Below are 14,861 nucleotides of genomic sequence, written 5' to 3'. Positions count from 1 at the left end.
GGCGATATTAAAACAGTGGCGATGATGCCGAGGATAAGGCGCGGGGACTATCAGATGCGCCTGATTTTAACTAGGCAAAGGGATTACGCTTGTAGGGCTACCCCTACCCCGCACTCCCCTTCAGACTTTGAAATGACCAACCATCATTTGCAATTGATTTCCCAGCCGCGCCAACTCGACACTTGAGGCCGCCGTTTCGTCACTGGCGGCGGCGGTCTGCTCGCAAACGTCACGCACACTCGTAATGCTGCGGCTGATCTCGTCGGCCACGACCCTCTGTTGCTCGGATGACGCCGCTATCCGTTGGTTCATCGATTGAATGTCCGACGCCGTGCGAGTGATGCTGGCCAGTGACAAACCAGCATTTCGGGTCAGATCGACACAGCTGTTAGTCAGGCTACGGCTGTTTTTCATCACGAGGGCCACCCGCTCGGTTCCGCTCTGCAAGCCGGCAACCAAGTCTTCAATCTCTTCGGTGGATCTCTGGGTCCGCTGGGCCAAGCCACGGACTTCGTCGGCCACCACAGCAAAACCGCGTCCTGCGTCACCGGCACGAGCGGCCTCGATGGCGGCATTGAGCGCCAACAGATTGGTCTGCTCGGCCACCGCTTTGATGACGTCCATCACGCTGCCGATCTTTTTGCTCTCCTGTTGCAGCACGGCCACGGCTTCGCTGGAACGGACAACTTCCGTGGCCAGGTTGTCGATGTGTGCAATGACCTGAGCAACTACCCTGTCGCCTTCGCGCGCCTCGTCGTCGGCGGCCGCGGCCGCTTGCGAGGCCTGCTGGGCGTTACGCGCGACTTCCTGCCCCTTGGCGGTCATTTCACGCATGGCGGTGACGACCTGATCGGTCTCGATTTTCTGATGGTTGACCCCGACACTCGTTTGCTCGGTCACGGCCGACAGTTCTTCTGCCGCACTGGCGATCTGCGTCACGCCATCGCGAACACCGCCGATCAGGTTGCGCAAGGTCTCGCCCATGTGTTGGATGCCTTGTTGCAGCACGCCCAGTTCGTCGCGGCGGGTGACCACCAGATTACGCGTGAGGTCGCCGGCGGCAATGCATTCAATTGCATCGAGAGTCTCGCGAATTGGACGGGTAATCTGGCGACTGATGATGATTGCGGCCAAGATACCCAGCAACAAAGCGGCTCCCGCGGTACCGCCGAGGAGGATCTTGGCTTGTTGGGAGGCCTGGTTGCGCTTCACAACCTGCTCGCCCGCCATCTGTTTACACAACTCAAACAACCGAGCCACTTCCCGGTCCAGAGTCTCCTGCGCCTGTTGGACAGCAAGCTGTGCATCGTGCAACGGCCCGACGTCAGCGCTATCCGCATCGCCGGCCAGTTGCTTGCGAGTGACTTCACGAACCTCGAGGGCACGGCTGAAATGGTTGAACGCCTCACGATAATTGCCGGCAATCTTGATACTTTCTTCTATCACCTCGATATCTCGGGGTAATTTATGCAATGCGCGAGCCCGCAGCAGATTTTGATCGAGAGTGTCCAATTGCCTGAGTACGGCAGCAGTACCTACAGAGCCATTATTCAGGGTGTAAAACAGACGCGCGATGCGCAGGTCCTTGGCGGTCTTTTCAACTTCCAATATCGATATTTGCTTGTCTGCACGCGCGCTCAAGGTGTCCAACCCGGACCAACCGGCAAAGGCGATGATCAACGTCAGCAGCAAGACCAAAGAGAAGCCCAATACAAGCTTCAGATTAACGCTCAGATTACCCAACAGTTTATTCATCTAAATTTTCCTCGTAGAGCCTCGCACTCTCTAAGTTCAAGCGACACCTACCGGTCATGCTGGAGAATCGGTCGCTCGGCTATCAGCGATAAAAAAAAGAGTACGGGCAATTCCCAGGAAACCTTGGAGTTCAATTATCAGCCTCGTATCCTGATGCCCCGCTCACTTTCTCCAGCGTGGCAAGTTCATTCACCGAGAGCACATGGCCGATGTCCAGCAGAATGATGAAACGGTCGCCGACCTTGCCCATACCATGAATGAAGTCAGCGCGCACATGCGCACCGAAGGCCGGTGGCGGCTCGATGGCCGCCGGGTCGATCTCCAACACCTCATTCACCGCGTCGACCAATATGCCGATCACTTGGCGCTCGGCGACCTGGTCCACCTCGAGAATTACGATGCAGGTACGCCGTCCGATCTCCATCTGCCGACCACCGAACCGCACCCCCAGATCAATCACCGGCACTACCGCCCCGCGCAGGTTAATGACCCCGCGAATGCTGGGTGGCATCATCGGTACGCCGGTGAGCCGGCCGTATTCGATGATCTCCTTGACGCTGAGCGTGCCCACGGCGAACTGCTCACCCGCGAGGGTGAAGGTCAGGTACTGTCGGGGTTGCGGCGCGCCGTTGGGGCTATGCTCCTTGATCAACCGGCTCATGGCATCACTCCAGGAAGCGCACGAAACCGGCGGGTAAGGCCGAGTCGCGACTGTTAACCAGCGCCTTGCCCGGGGAGGACACGGATAGGGTCGGCTTCGCCCCACCGGCTTCTGCGTTGCGCTCGCTTTCACTATGGCGGGCGAGGGTGAAGAAGCCCATCACTTGCTGCAGCTGTTCAGCCTGACTGCTCATTTGCTCGGCGGTGGCGGCCAACTCCTCGGAGGCCGAGGCGTTCTGCTGGGTGATCTGGTTGAGTTGATTCATCGCCGTGTTGATCTGGCCGACGCCGGAGGATTGCTCTTCGGAAGCTGCGGCGATTTCCTGGACCAGGTCGCTGGTCCTGGCGATACCGGGGACGATCTCGTCGAGCAGGCTGCCCGCGCGCTCGGCCAGGGCCACCGAGTTCTTGGCTACCTCGCCGATTTCCTGGGCAGCGACCTGACTGCGCTCGGCCAGCTTGCGCACCTCGGCGGCGACCACCGCAAAACCTTTACCATGCTCACCGGCACGGGCGGCCTCGATGGCAGCGTTGAGGGCCAGCAGGTTGGTCTGGTAAGCGATGTCGTCGATGATACCGATCTTATCGGCGATGCTCTTCATCGCGCTGACGGTGTCCTTGACCGCCTCGCCACCCTCGCGGGCCTGTTTGGTGGCCTTGCCGGCCATGACATCGGTGAGCCGGGCGTTCTCGGTATTCTGCTCGATGGAGGCGGACATCTGCTCGACACTGGCAGATGTCTGCTCGACACTGGCGGCCTGTTCGCTTGAGGCCTGGCTCATCGATTGGGCGGTGGCGGAGACTTCCTCCGAGGCACTGCTCAGGGCGTTGGCCGAACCGCGCACCTCACCAATGACCTGCGAGAGTTTTCCCACCATGGCTTTGATGGCGAACAACATGCTGGCGCTATCACCGGCCCGGGTCTGCACCTCCACGGTCATGTCGCCGCCGGCAATCTTCGATACCACCTCCACCACATAGGCCGGCTCGCCGCCAAGCTGCTTGAGCAAGGTGCGCAGAAACAGCAGCCCGAATCCGATCGAGAATAGCGCAACCAAAACAGCCGTTATGATCGAAATGGTGCGGATGAACGATGCAGCCTCCTCTTGTGCCTCGATCTTGCTCTTGGCCTTCAAGTCCTGTGCGCTCTTGAGTTCGGACAGCGTACTGAAGGCCTTCACTGCGTTGTCCTTGACCTCACTCAGGTTGATCTCGCCGCCACGCTTGATGTCACCGGCCTCGATAGCTTCAACCTGGTGTTCCATACCCTTGCGCATACGCGCATAGGCCTCACCCAAAGTATTGACCGACGTCGCCGTGGTCGAATCGGCCAATGCGTTCAACTCACCCAGCAACTGGTCGACCTTGTTGAAGTGCTCGGTGTTCTGGGCTTTCCACTCGGCGATGGCGCTCGGACTCCCAATGGCAATCATTCGCAGGATATTGATGTCCACGCGCGTAAGTAGCCCATCAATCTGACCGATGGTCGATGCCACATGGTAGTCGTTGTCATACAGACTATGGATGTCGGCAGTAGCGGCTGCCTGACGACCTAGCAGAAACATTGTCAACCCCCCAAAGGCCAGAATGACCGAGGCGAGCAAGATGCTAATTTTTTGTCTGATGGTCCAATTGTTCACGAAGTGAATTCCAAATAATGGTTTGTGGTGAGAAAGGTTCGGGAAAAGCGTTGTCCACACACCGAGCTTTAGGATCATCGATTGCCGTGCAACCCTCAGGTCGCGGGTAATTGGTGAAACGCCGGCCAATACCGAACATGCCTCCATTACAAGTCAGGTCAAGCAGGAGCAACGGGCACACCCGGATGTTTAGCTGCGAGCCAGGGCATGCTTTTGAGCGAGTTTCAAGCCCCCATGATTCAGACTCGAAGCGTTTGCCGGCAATCAGTAGCCGCTTATTTTTTGGTAGGGCAAATCCGCACCATCCAGGGGGACGCCGACCAACTCGCTGAGCGTGCCTTTGGTTGAAACGACAACGACTTTCTACGTTATCCACAAAGGCCTGCCACACCGCGGCTTCACGCAACTGAAACCCGCCCTCTGAAGTTTTCCAAACTGCAAAAACTTGCTGTGCGGATTTACGGTTCAAACCCGAAACTGGCCCAGCAGACGATTCAGGTGACCGGCCAATTGCCGCAGATTCTGGCTGGCGGCACTGGTTCGTTCGCCGGCCTGAGCGTTTTCCTGTGCGAGGCCGGTGGCCTGGGTGACGTTGCGGTTGATGTCTTCGACCGCCTGAGATTGTTGAGAGATCGCACTGGCAATGGAGGCATTGAGCCCGGTCAGGTTACGCAGGGAATGGCCTATTTGATCCAGGCTGCGGCTGGCCAGGTTGGCTTGTTCGATGGTGAGTTGCGAACCCTGGCGGCTCTCGTCGATCACCTTGACCGCGGCATCGGAGTTACGCTGCAGGGTTTCGATCATGCCCTGGATCTCGGTGGTCGATAGCTGAGTGCGCTGAGCCAGCATGCGGACTTCGTCCGCCACCACGGCAAAGCCGCGACCCTGCTCTCCCGCCCTCGCCGCTTCGATGGCGGCATTGAGGGCAAGCAGGTTGGTTTGTTCCGCAATGGCGCGAATCACTTCAAGCACCCTTCCGATCTGGGTACTTTCCTGCGAGAGGGTCTGAATAACCGCCACCGCTTGCTCGATGGTCCCTGACAGCTGCTCGATCTGCCGTGAACAATTGTCAATACTGCTTTGCCCCAACCGGGCTCGCTCATCGGCGTCACGCACTTCCCCGGCGGCCTGTTCGGCATTCTTCGCCACATCCTGGACGCCGTACGTCACCTCATCGATCGCCGCAGCCACCCGCTCCATCTGTTGTGACTGCTGCACGCTGTGGCCCTGGCTTTCGGTGGCGATGGCATTCAGTGAAGCCGATGCCTGATTCAGTGCATTGGCCGCTTGCAACGACTGCTCGATCACGCCGCGCAGTTTTCCAGTGAAACCGTTGAAGTGACCGGCCAGTGCGGTCAGCTCATCTTGACCGCGAGCGTCCAGTTGACGCGTAAGGTCGCCGTCTCCGCCGGCGATATCGGCCATCGCGCGCACCGCGTCGCTCAATGGCCGGGTGATGCTCTTGCTGATCAGTATGATCAGGCCGCCCAGCAGCAGGCCGATGCCCAGGAACACAGCGGCAGCTTTCCACATCTGAGCACGAAACGCGGCTTGCACGTCATCGGTGTACGCGCCTGAGCCCAACACCCAGGCCCATGGCTGGAACAGCTGGACATAAGAGACTTTCCCCACTGGCTCGCTGGCGCCCGGTTTGGGCCAGCGGTAGTCCACAAAACCACCGCCCTTGCTCTTGGCGACCGCGACCATGTCCATGAACAGGGCCTTGCCGTCCGGATCCTTGAATCCAGAGAGGTCCTGACCGTCGAGCTTGGCATTGGTCGGATGCATCAACATCTTCGGCCCGAGATCATTGATCCACAAATAGTTATCACCGTCATAACGCAGCTTGCGCACCATAACGATGGCTTGTTTCTGTGCCTCTTCGCGGCTCAGTGCACCGGTCTTTTCCAAACCGTGGTAGTGCTCAAGTATGTTCATGGTGACTTCAACCACTTGCCGGGTCTTTTGTTCCTTGGCGGCATAGTCCTCGATGTAGATCTGGCGCAACATCGTCAAACCGAGCAAAAGAAGCATGGTCATGGCAAGCAGGAGTACGATCCATAGCCGACGGCTGATGGGCATGTTGCGAAGAATTTTCATTTGAATGTTCGATCCTCATGAGGCGAAGGTGATTTTTCAGGCTCCGGGCTCGGGCCTCTTTTCAGCTGCACAGCCCATCCCCCTTACAGAGCCGTCAGTGCCCATCGATATAAGTGGGTTCTCTGGGAAAGCTTGTATTCATCGCCTGCCGGTCATGCCCGCGAGGATCGCCGCGGGGATCTCACCGAGGGGGAGCATCCGCTCTACCGCGCCCAACTTGAACGCCTCCTTCGGCATGCCGAAAACGACGCAGCTGTCCTCGTCCTGGGCAAGGGTTCGTGCACCCGCCTCGCGCATTTCCTTCAAGCCGCGCGCACCGTCGTCGCCCATACCGGTCATGATGATCCCCAGCGCGTTGCCGCCGGCCGCACGGGCAGTGGAGCGAAACAGCACGTCGACCGAAGGGCGGTGCCGACTGACCGGCGGGCCGTCGCGAACCTCCACGTGATATTGGGCACCACTTCGTGTTAGCAGCATGTGCCGCCCACCGGGGGCGATCAACGCGCGCCCTGGGGTTACCCGGTCACCATTGCGCGCCTCCAGCACCTCGATCCGACACAGCCTATTCAGCCGCTCGGCGAAGGCCGCGGTGAAGCGTTCCGGCATGTGCTGAACGATGACCAGGCCGGGACAGGCCCGCGGCAAGCGCGTAAGTATCGCTTCCAACGCCTGGGTGCCGCCGGTGGAGGTGCCGATGGCCACCAGCGTCTCGGTGGTCTGTGCCATCGCCAGACTTGCGGCTGGCAGGATCGCGTCGGCGGACAATTTGACAGCAGCCTGGGGGACCAGACGGCGCAGGTTGGCCCGCGCCGCGCTCTGGATGGCCTGGACCAGTTCGTCAACGGCTTCGTGGAGGAATTGCTTGAGCCCCAGCCTGGGTTTGCTGACGATACCGACCGCGCCTTCCGCCAGCGCTTGCAGGGTGGTCTGCGCCCCAGCCTCGGTCAGCGTAGAACAGATCACCACCGGAGTCGGTCGCTCAGCCATCAGTTTCCTCAGGAACGTGATGCCGTCCATGCGTGGCATTTCCACGTCCAGCACCAACACATCGGGCCATTGCCGCTGCATTTTCTCCAGGGCGAACAACGGATCGGCGGCCGCGCCGATCACCTCGATCCCCGGCTGTGCGGCGAGCACGGCCGACAGCACCTGGCGCACCACGGCGGAGTCGTCGACGATCATGACCTTGATGGGCGTCATGCGCGCGTCCCCTGGCGTGGGTCCAGTGCCGGCGAAACATGCTTGAGCGAGACATGGCCGCTCCACAGGTCGAAGATAAGGTTGCGGTGGCCCACCCCCTCCACATGGGCACCCCTGCACGTCAGACCGTGAACCTGTAGCAACTGCCTGGCGGCGTCGACGTTCTTTTTGCCCACGTGCCTGTCCTTTTGCCTACCGATAGAGGGAAACATGTTGCCGCCGCCGAATAACTGGATGCGGAACTCCATGGGCGAGACGCCGTGAACGCGAGCTTCACGCAGCATCAGCTCGATGGCTTCATCGCCATAACGGCCGTCCAGCTCCCCGGTTGGCGGGTGCGGCCGGGTCGGCAGCATGAAGTGGCACATGCCGCCGATCAGCAGCCTGGGATGCCAACACACCAGAGATACACAGGAGCCCAGCAGAGTCCGGATGCGCGTGTAGCGGTCGCCGAAATACAACTCGCCCGGCTGCAAAAAGATCTCGATGATGCCGTCGGGTCTACGCATGAGGCTTGCGGTAGATGGAAGGGGCCACGACTTTAAGCTCGTCGCAGACACCGTTCAGGCTCTCCGAGTGGCTGACGATGAAATAGCCACCCGGCTTGAGCAACGGCAGCATGCGCCGCACCACTTGACGCTTGGTCTCGAGGTTGAAATAGATCATTACGTTACGCAGGAATATCACCTCGAACTCACCCAGTTCCGGCAGCGCTGAATTCAAATTTATCTGCTGGAAACGCAGACGGTTGCACAACGCCGGGTCTATCAGCAGCTTACCGGCGTGCTCGCCGACTCCCTTGAGGCAATATCGGTTCAACAGCGGCCGTGGAATGTTTTCGGCGTCGGCAATGTCGTACAAGCCCGCGCGGGCCTTTTCCAGCATGCGTGTACTGAGGTCCGAGGCGAACAATTCCCAGGGTCGACTGCCGAGGGCATCGGCCAAGGTCATGGCGATGCTGTAGGGCTCCTCGCCGGAGGAGCAGGCGCCACTCCAGACGCGCAAGCTGGAACGGTCGAGCAACTCCGGCAGGATCCGCTCACGGAGGAAGTCGAAATGCTTCGGCTCGCGAAAAAAGTAGGTTTCGTTGGTGGTCAACAGGTCCACCGCGACCTGCAGTTCCGCGCGCTCGCTCATCAGCAGGCGAAAGTATTCGCCATAGCCGGACAGCCCATGCTGGCGGACGCGCTTGGCCAGGCGACCGCTGACCAGCGGCTTCTTGGCATCGGACATGCTGATCCCGGCAATCTCGAAAATCATGCCGCGAAACTGCTGGAACTCTTTATCGGAGAGCACCGGATTATTCATTTTCAGGTCACCTTGGGCCGAGGGCGAGGAACTCATTGGCAGAAAGGCCTTGCCCGATATCCAGCAAGGTGACGCCCTGATTGTCGATCGTGACGGTGCCGCGAATGAAATCGCTCGCAATTCCGCTGTTCGATGTTGCCGGCGACTGGATGTCCAGCGCAGGGATCGGCAACACGTTGACAACCGCATCGACCAGAACACCGATCATCTGCATGCCGTCGTCGCGCATCACTTCGAAAATGATGATGCTGGTGCCTGAACCGATCTCTATCGGCGGCCAACCGAAATGTGAACCCAAGTCGATCACCGGCACCAGCGCATCGCGAAATCTGATCGCCCGACGCAACCGCTTCGATGTACCGGACCCGGCAACGATTCGAGCGGCTCCGACGATCGTTTCGACGCTGGATGCACTCACCGCGAACCGCTCGCCACCGAGTGTAAAAAAGAGGTAGTGATTGTTCGCGGCAGGTGTGTCGGCGGTCGACAATGCCCCCCTGTCCATATCGACAAGGAGCTGCTCTGTATCAAGTAATCGAGCAGCGAGCCCGTTCAGCTGGCGCACTTTTTCGTCAAGTTCACCGAGTTCCATGTGTAACCGAACATCGGGTTGCTCGCCGATGGCCCCATAACCCACATGACAACGGGAATCGCCGTCCTCTTGCCCGTCAGAGGGCATCTCGAGGTGCTTTGTCGCAAGCACTTGCGAGATAGCGCTGAGTTGTTCGATCGCGTATCGATTGAAACGCTCGAGGTCGTCGGACCCGGCATCGACCAGCGACGCAGTTGGAACACTTGCCTGCCTGTCGATGCGCCGCTCCGACCGGTGGCGAATGCTCAGGACGACGAGTACCACGATGCCTAGCGCCAGGGACGCAAGTAGCCAGAACACCAGGTTGCCGGCGTCAATCAATGAGCTCATTGCATTGCTCCTGACCGCGCACGCTCGTGGTGACCCTCAAGCGTGAAAAACCCCATCAATCGCTGCAATCGCTCGGCCTGGCCACTCATTTCCTCGGCCATGGCCGCCAGCGCTCCGGAGGCCGAAGCGTTCTGACGCGTAATCTGGTTAAGCTGATTCATGGCCGAGCTGATCTGACCCACGCCTAAGGACTGCTCTTCGGAAGCGGCAGCGATCTCTTGGACCAGTACGCTGGTTTTCGCGATGCCGGGAACGATCTCGTCCAGCAGACTGCCGGCACGCTCGGCCAATGCCACGCTGTCCTTTGCCACTTCACCGATCTCCTGAGCCGCAACCTGGCTGTGCTCGGCCAGCTTGCGCACCTCGCCGGCCACCACGGCAAAGCCCTTACCATGCACGCCGGCACGCGCCGCCTCGATGGCGGCATTCAGGGCGAGCAGGTCAGTCTGGTAGGCGATGTCATCGATGATGCCGATCCTTTCTGCGATGCTTTTCATCGCCTGCAATGTTTCCTTCACCGCGCGATCGCCCTCCCCGGCTTCCCTGGCGACAGCGAGCGCGATGTCTTCGGTCACTTTGGCGTTGCTCCGGTTGCGCAGAATCGAGGCCGAGACCTGTTGGGTCGACGCCTCGGTCCTGCTCATATTCGCCGCCTGCTCATCGCTCGCCTGGCTCATGCTCTGGGCAGTGCTTGCAAGCTCTTCCGAGGAACTCGACAAGATACTCACAGCGGCCCGTACTTCGCCGATGACCTGCACATGCTGCTTGAGCATACGTTGCAACGCGGACAGCAATTGCCCCACCTCATCCGTACTGGTGACATCGATTTTCATCGTCAAGTCGCCATCAGCCAGACGGTGGGCCACACTGACCGCCCGACTCAAGGGGCAGCCGAGCATGCGCGAGACCAGCACTTGCAGCACGGCGATCACCAGCAGGCACAACAGGACACCGCTCACCGCAATACACAGGAACGCCGCGTTACCCTGCCGGTCACCTTCAGCCTTGGGGTAAGCCATGATCAGATGAAATGGCCACTTGTCGAACGTGCGTGTGTCGATCTGCCAATCTTCACCGTCAGTGCCTTCGACCACAGCGAGCACCTGCTCGCTGCTGACGTTGTCCGACCGGAACAAAACCCGGTTGTATTCATCCAGCACCGCCATGAAACCACTGTCCAGGATATTGGTGCGGCCTACGGCTTCCCGAAGCGCTTGCAGTTCGATCTTGTAACCGACATACCAGATACCGATGACTGCGCCGCGAGCGTCGAAAATCGGTTCATACCCGGCCAGGTAAGGATGGCCGAGCACGTCGACCAGACCATAGAACGCTCTCCCCTGGCGGATGGCTGCAATGGCCTTGCCTTTCGGATCCAGTCGAGTGCCGATCGCCCGCCGCCCATCATCGAGCATGACGTTGGTCGAAATGCGCACGAAATCTTCGCCGTTCCTGGCGAACAAGGTCGCGCTGCCCCCACCCATATCGGCGGTTACAGAGTCGACGATACGGAAGTCGCTGGCCTGGGGATGCCCTCCGAGCAGCAAGTCGGGAACAGCGACATTGTTGACCAGGACATCCGAGCCCAGGCTTGCGCCGCCCATCGACGTACTGCGCTCTTGCAATAAACGCATCCCATTCTTCACACGGTCGCGCAGCAGCGTGTCGGTGACTTGCAGAAGCTCTTCCACGCTTTTGAGCTTTTCCTCGTTCAAAAGCTTGAGGTCCGCGTGGGCGACGTCGATTTCATGCAGCCCCACGAAGAACCCACCACCGATCATTGACAACGCGATAGGGAATGTAACCGCGATCATCAGGCGCGCAGAAATGCTCATACGAACTTTAGAGGTCAACTATCCGACTCTCCGAACTCAAGCGCCTCGCTCACCTCATCCAACGCAGCGAGCTCACCCACGGAAAGCAACCGGCCGATGTCCAGAAGAATCACCAGACGGCCGTCGACCTTGCCCATTCCCTGGATGAAATCGGTGCGCACATGCCCGCCGAAGGCCGGCGGCGGCTCGATGTCCGACAGATTGATTTCCAACACTTCGTTCACTGCATCGACCAATATGCCAATGACCTGTTGCTGATTGCCGCGATCCACTTCGAGAATGACGATGCAGGTGCGCCGGCCGACTTCGGTCGGCCGTCCACCGAAGCGCACCTCTAGATCGATCACCGGCACCACTGCCCCACGCAGATTGATCACGCCGCGGATGCTGGGTGGCATCATCGGCACACCGGTGAGTTCACCGTACTCAATGATCTCCTTCACACTCAACGTGCCCACGGCAAACTGTTCGCCGGCCAGGGTGAAGGTCAGATACTGTCGGATCTGCAGGGAGGCTACGTGATTGTCCAGCTTGATCGACTGTCCCACGGCATCACTCCTGGAAACGCACGAAACCGCTCGGCACCGCCGAATTATCAGTTTCAGCCACGCCGCTGATGGCCGGCAGGCTGGTAACTACCCTGGACCTGGCAGAGGCAGTCAAGAGAGGCGCGCCGCGCTCATGTTCACCGTGGCCCGCAAGGCTGAAAAAACTCATCAGTTGCTGCAACTGCTCGGCCTGTCCGCTCATTTCCTCGGCGGTGGCGGCCAGCTCCTCTGAGGCAGAGGCGTTTTGTTGGGTGATCTGGTTGAGCTGGTTCATCGCCGTATTGATCTGGCCCACGCCAGAGGATTGTTCGGCGGATGCGGCGGCAATTTCCTGGACCAGCTCGCTGGTCTTTGCAATGCCCGGAACAATCTCATCGAGCAGGCTGCCGGCGCGCTCGGCCAGGGCCACCGACCCCTTGGCAACCTCACCGATTTCCTGGGCGGCAACCTGGCTGCGCTCAGCCAGCTTACGCACCTCGGCGGCGACCACGGCAAAGCCTTTGCCATGCTCACCGGCACGGGCAGCCTCGATAGCAGCGTTGAGCGCGAGCAGGTTGGTCTGGTAGGCGATGTCATCGATGATGCCGATCCTTTCCGCGATGCTCTTCATCGCGCTGACCGTGTCCTTGACCGCCACGCCGCCTTCAACGGCCTGTTTGGCCGCGTTGCCCGCCATACCGTCGGTGACCCGGGCGTTTGCGGTGTTTTGCTCGATGGAAGCGGACATCTGCTCGACCGAGGCCGAGGTTTCCTCGACGCTGGCTGCCTGCTCGCTGGAGGCCTGACTCAAGGACTGTGCGGTAGCGGAAACCTCCTCGGAAGCGCTGGTCAAGGCATTGGCCGATCCACGCACCTCGCCGATGATTTGCGAAAGTTTCTCTACCATGCTCTTCATCGCGGCGAGCATGCTGCTGGTATCGTTATTACGTAGAGGGATGGTTACACCGAGATCCCCCGCTGCAACCCTGGAGAGCACCTGCGCCGCAAACGCCGGCTCGCCGCCCAACTGCCGGAGCAAACCACGGATAATAAGGAAGGCGATCAAGACTGAAACCAATACCGCTGCAATCAGCAGACCGATGAGAATCTGCTGCGCTCTGTTTGCGGCCACGTCACTTTGATCGTAAGCCTCTTTTGCCAACTGGTCGTTGAAATCGACGATATCTGACAACAGATCATCAACGACCTGAAACAACTGCGTGGTCTCGTTATTCATGAGATCCGTAGCTTTCAGGTTATCGGTTTGCGCGAGGGTCAAGACCTTCTTGGCCGAAGACTCATAAGGGCCCCAGGCGGCATCAAATTTCTTCAGCAGGTCCCTTTCGCGATCAGTCAGATAGGTCTTGCTATATTTATCGAGCAGCTCTGCCATCTTCGCTTTATTTCCATTCATACTCTCAACAATATTGCCCTGCTCGGCCTTGTCGGAAATCAAGTAGTCATAAAGCCCACGATTATGGTAAACGGCCTGCATGTTGGCATTCGCCACGTCTTTGATAGGGGTCAGGTTATTGGCGTACATTTCGTTGAGCATGGTGTTGATGTTATTGCCACCCGCCAAACCAACCAGCGCAATAATCAATGTAATTAATATGACGGACGCGAATCCCAAGCCCAGCTTCGTCGCAACGAAAACACTCTTCATTACTTTACGACCCTTTAATAAAACAACTGTTTAGGCGCTGACGAAGTCGCGCTTGCCATAGACACCCTGCTCTCCTGCCGTCAGGAGGCAGGCGACAAGTGGGGTCGCGACGAAGACTGGAGGATGCGTGGACCACGGCATGATCTATTGCCATGCTTGATACGGATCCGCCCTATACCGATCGAGCCGCTGGCAGGCAGCGATGCCGCTCGCTACGCGACGAAAGATTCGCAGCAAAATGCCAGCAGGCATGATGTAGGTTCTAACCAACAATCAGCCATCAGACCCTGCTGGTTTTTCAGTGAGCATTTTGGAGACGATAGTAAGGATTGCCCTACATTAAGCACGGCATGCTGTAGCTGGAAGTGCAACTACACCTGCCCACCGACTGATCACCCACCTGGCCCAAAGGCTTAACTGGCCATGAACAACGAAGGTAAGGCGCCCCTCTACATCTCAACCTGAGCGCCCTCGCTGTCAGCCGACTCGACGGTCAATTGAAGCGGAACGTTCTGGGTCCGACCAGGCTATCGAGACCCACGACCAGAAACACGATGCCCAACTTTGCGTAGCACTTTCAATGCTGAACAACCGTTTCTTAGGTGTTTTCCGTGGCCAGGCGCCTAGCATTACGTTCCAGTTGCCGATGGACACGCGGATCGATGCCCCCTAGCGACCAGCGCCCTGGCAACATCACGCAGAGCGCGAGCATCTCGTAAGGCTAATTTCAGGATGGGTACCGAGAGAAATACGGGGTTACTTATCCGCCCAGGAAAAGCGGAAGTGCCAGTACTTGTCGCCTTTCGTATTCACGAAAAGAGCAAGGCCGTTGTAGTCAGGAAGGGTGTAGTCCTTGGCACGGGGTTTTGCGAGCCGGACTGCATTATCGGTGAGAGCCATCGTACAATCTCCGTCTCGTTTGAATAGAGGAGATTTTTACGGTTTCCAGTGAGGCGAGAACCACGAAAAAGTGATTTACCAAATGCCGAATTGATGTACAAAAAAATGTACTAAAAAATCGTGGCTAGTCGTGGTACCAAGTGGAACTTACCGGAAACAAAAAAAGAGACCGAAGTCTCTTTTTTTTAATTTCTACAGACTTCAATAGAAGCCAATAGAACAATAATTGGAGCGGGAAACGAGACTCGAACTCGCGACCCCGACCTTGGCAAGGTCGTGCTCTACCAACTGAGCTATTCCCGCGTCTTGGTGTGGCGCATTCTATAGATTCAGATTACGCCGTCAACC

11 protein-coding genes, 1 tRNA gene and 4 pseudogenes are annotated in these 14,861 nt (G+C 58.6%); all 16 read right to left on the bottom strand.

What is annotated here, in order from left to right; translation table 11 throughout:
• Positions 1 to 120 precede the first annotated feature (120 nt).
• The gene (locus FBY02_RS08325; protein ID WP_144925848.1) at positions 121 to 1,755 is read right to left on the bottom strand and encodes a methyl-accepting chemotaxis protein; all 1,635 of its coding nucleotides are present in this window, start codon (positions 1,753 to 1,755) and stop codon (positions 121 to 123) included.
• 130 nt (positions 1,756 to 1,885) lie between these two features.
• A complete protein-coding gene (locus FBY02_RS08320; protein ID WP_144925845.1) occupies positions 1,886 to 2,416 on the bottom strand; it encodes a chemotaxis protein CheW in 531 nt (176 codons plus the stop codon).
• A gap of 4 nt (positions 2,417 to 2,420) precedes the next feature.
• A complete protein-coding gene (locus tag FBY02_RS08315; protein ID WP_371921405.1) occupies positions 2,421 to 3,596 on the bottom strand; it encodes a methyl-accepting chemotaxis protein in 1,176 nt (391 codons plus the stop codon).
• Positions 3,594 to 4,133 (bottom strand): annotated as a pseudogene (locus tag FBY02_RS28700) (MCP four helix bundle domain-containing protein); the annotation flags it as partial. The gene FBY02_RS08315 and the pseudogene FBY02_RS28700, both read right to left, overlap by 3 nt.
• A gap of 387 nt (positions 4,134 to 4,520) precedes the next feature.
• The gene (locus FBY02_RS28695; protein WP_371921404.1) at positions 4,521 to 5,255 is read right to left on the bottom strand and encodes a methyl-accepting chemotaxis protein; all 735 of its coding nucleotides are present in this window, start codon (positions 5,253 to 5,255) and stop codon (positions 4,521 to 4,523) included.
• 123 nt (positions 5,256 to 5,378) lie between these two features.
• A pseudogene (locus FBY02_RS28690) lies at positions 5,379 to 6,065 on the bottom strand (cache domain-containing protein); the annotation flags it as partial.
• 228 nt (positions 6,066 to 6,293) lie between these two features.
• A complete protein-coding gene (locus FBY02_RS08305; protein WP_144925836.1) occupies positions 6,294 to 7,355 on the bottom strand; it encodes a chemotaxis response regulator protein-glutamate methylesterase in 1,062 nt (353 codons plus the stop codon).
• Entirely contained in the window at positions 7,352 to 7,864 is a 513-nt protein-coding gene (locus FBY02_RS08300; protein WP_144925833.1) for a chemotaxis protein CheD, read from the bottom strand. Before FBY02_RS08300 ends, FBY02_RS08305 begins: the two co-directional genes overlap by 4 nt.
• A complete protein-coding gene (locus tag FBY02_RS08295) occupies positions 7,857 to 8,663 on the bottom strand; it encodes a protein-glutamate O-methyltransferase CheR (RefSeq protein ID WP_144925829.1) in 807 nt (268 codons plus the stop codon). The genes FBY02_RS08300 and FBY02_RS08295 overlap by 8 nt, the downstream gene beginning before the upstream one ends.
• Positions 8,664 to 8,670: 7 nt before the next feature.
• Positions 8,671 to 9,585: a chemotaxis protein CheW gene (locus FBY02_RS08290; RefSeq protein WP_144925825.1), complete on the bottom strand. Its 915-nt coding sequence runs from the start codon at positions 9,583 to 9,585 to the stop codon at positions 8,671 to 8,673.
• Positions 9,582 to 10,505: pseudogene (locus FBY02_RS28685) on the bottom strand (methyl-accepting chemotaxis protein); the annotation flags it as partial. The pseudogene FBY02_RS28685 and the gene FBY02_RS08290, both read right to left, overlap by 4 nt.
• 237 nt (positions 10,506 to 10,742) lie before the next feature.
• Positions 10,743 to 11,366, bottom strand: a pseudogene (locus FBY02_RS28680) (Cache 3/Cache 2 fusion domain-containing protein); the annotation flags it as partial.
• 68 nt (positions 11,367 to 11,434) lie between these two features.
• Positions 11,435 to 11,968: a chemotaxis protein CheW gene (locus FBY02_RS08280; RefSeq protein WP_144925819.1), complete on the bottom strand. Its 534-nt coding sequence runs from the start codon at positions 11,966 to 11,968 to the stop codon at positions 11,435 to 11,437.
• Positions 11,969 to 11,972: 4 nt separating this feature from the next.
• The gene (locus FBY02_RS08275) at positions 11,973 to 13,613 is read right to left on the bottom strand and encodes a methyl-accepting chemotaxis protein (protein ID WP_144925816.1); all 1,641 of its coding nucleotides are present in this window, start codon (positions 13,611 to 13,613) and stop codon (positions 11,973 to 11,975) included.
• A gap of 756 nt (positions 13,614 to 14,369) precedes the next feature.
• On the bottom strand, positions 14,370 to 14,513 hold the full coding sequence (locus tag FBY02_RS28675; RefSeq protein WP_371921402.1) for an Arm DNA-binding domain-containing protein: 144 nt from the start codon (positions 14,511 to 14,513) through the stop codon (positions 14,370 to 14,372).
• Between the two features lie 227 nt (positions 14,514 to 14,740).
• Positions 14,741 to 14,816, bottom strand: a tRNA-Gly gene (locus FBY02_RS08265).
• Positions 14,817 to 14,861: the final 45 nt, after the last annotated feature.

The sequence above is a fragment of the Pseudomonas sp. SJZ078 genome (assembly GCF_007828255.1).
GTDB lineage: Bacteria > Pseudomonadota > Gammaproteobacteria > Pseudomonadales > Pseudomonadaceae > Aquipseudomonas.
Note: the sequence above shows the minus strand (reverse complement) of the source record. Positions and strands in the feature narration are given on the sequence as shown.

What these genes read in the sequence shown, in the direction of transcription:
- FBY02_RS28695 (WP_371921404.1), bottom strand. Translation starts at nt 5,255, where the DNA reads ATGGAGCGGGTGGCTGCGGCGATCGATGAGGTGACGTACGGCGTCCAG.
- FBY02_RS08325 (WP_144925848.1), bottom strand. Translation starts at nt 1,755, where the DNA reads ATGAATAAACTGTTGGGTAATCTGAGCGTTAATCTGAAGCTTGTATTG.
- FBY02_RS28675 (WP_371921402.1), bottom strand. Translation starts at nt 14,513, where the DNA reads ATGGCTCTCACCGATAATGCAGTCCGGCTCGCAAAACCCCGTGCCAAG.
- FBY02_RS08320 (WP_144925845.1), bottom strand. Translation starts at nt 2,416, where the DNA reads ATGAGCCGGTTGATCAAGGAGCATAGCCCCAACGGCGCGCCGCAACCC.
- FBY02_RS08295 (WP_144925829.1), bottom strand. Translation starts at nt 8,663, where the DNA reads ATGAATAATCCGGTGCTCTCCGATAAAGAGTTCCAGCAGTTTCGCGGC.
- FBY02_RS08305 (WP_144925836.1), bottom strand. Translation starts at nt 7,355, where the DNA reads ATGACGCCCATCAAGGTCATGATCGTCGACGACTCCGCCGTGGTGCGC.
- FBY02_RS08275 (WP_144925816.1), bottom strand. Translation starts at nt 13,613, where the DNA reads ATGAAGAGTGTTTTCGTTGCGACGAAGCTGGGCTTGGGATTCGCGTCC.
- FBY02_RS08290 (WP_144925825.1), bottom strand. Translation starts at nt 9,585, where the DNA reads ATGAGCTCATTGATTGACGCCGGCAACCTGGTGTTCTGGCTACTTGCG.
- FBY02_RS08300 (WP_144925833.1), bottom strand. Translation starts at nt 7,864, where the DNA reads ATGCGTAGACCCGACGGCATCATCGAGATCTTTTTGCAGCCGGGCGAG.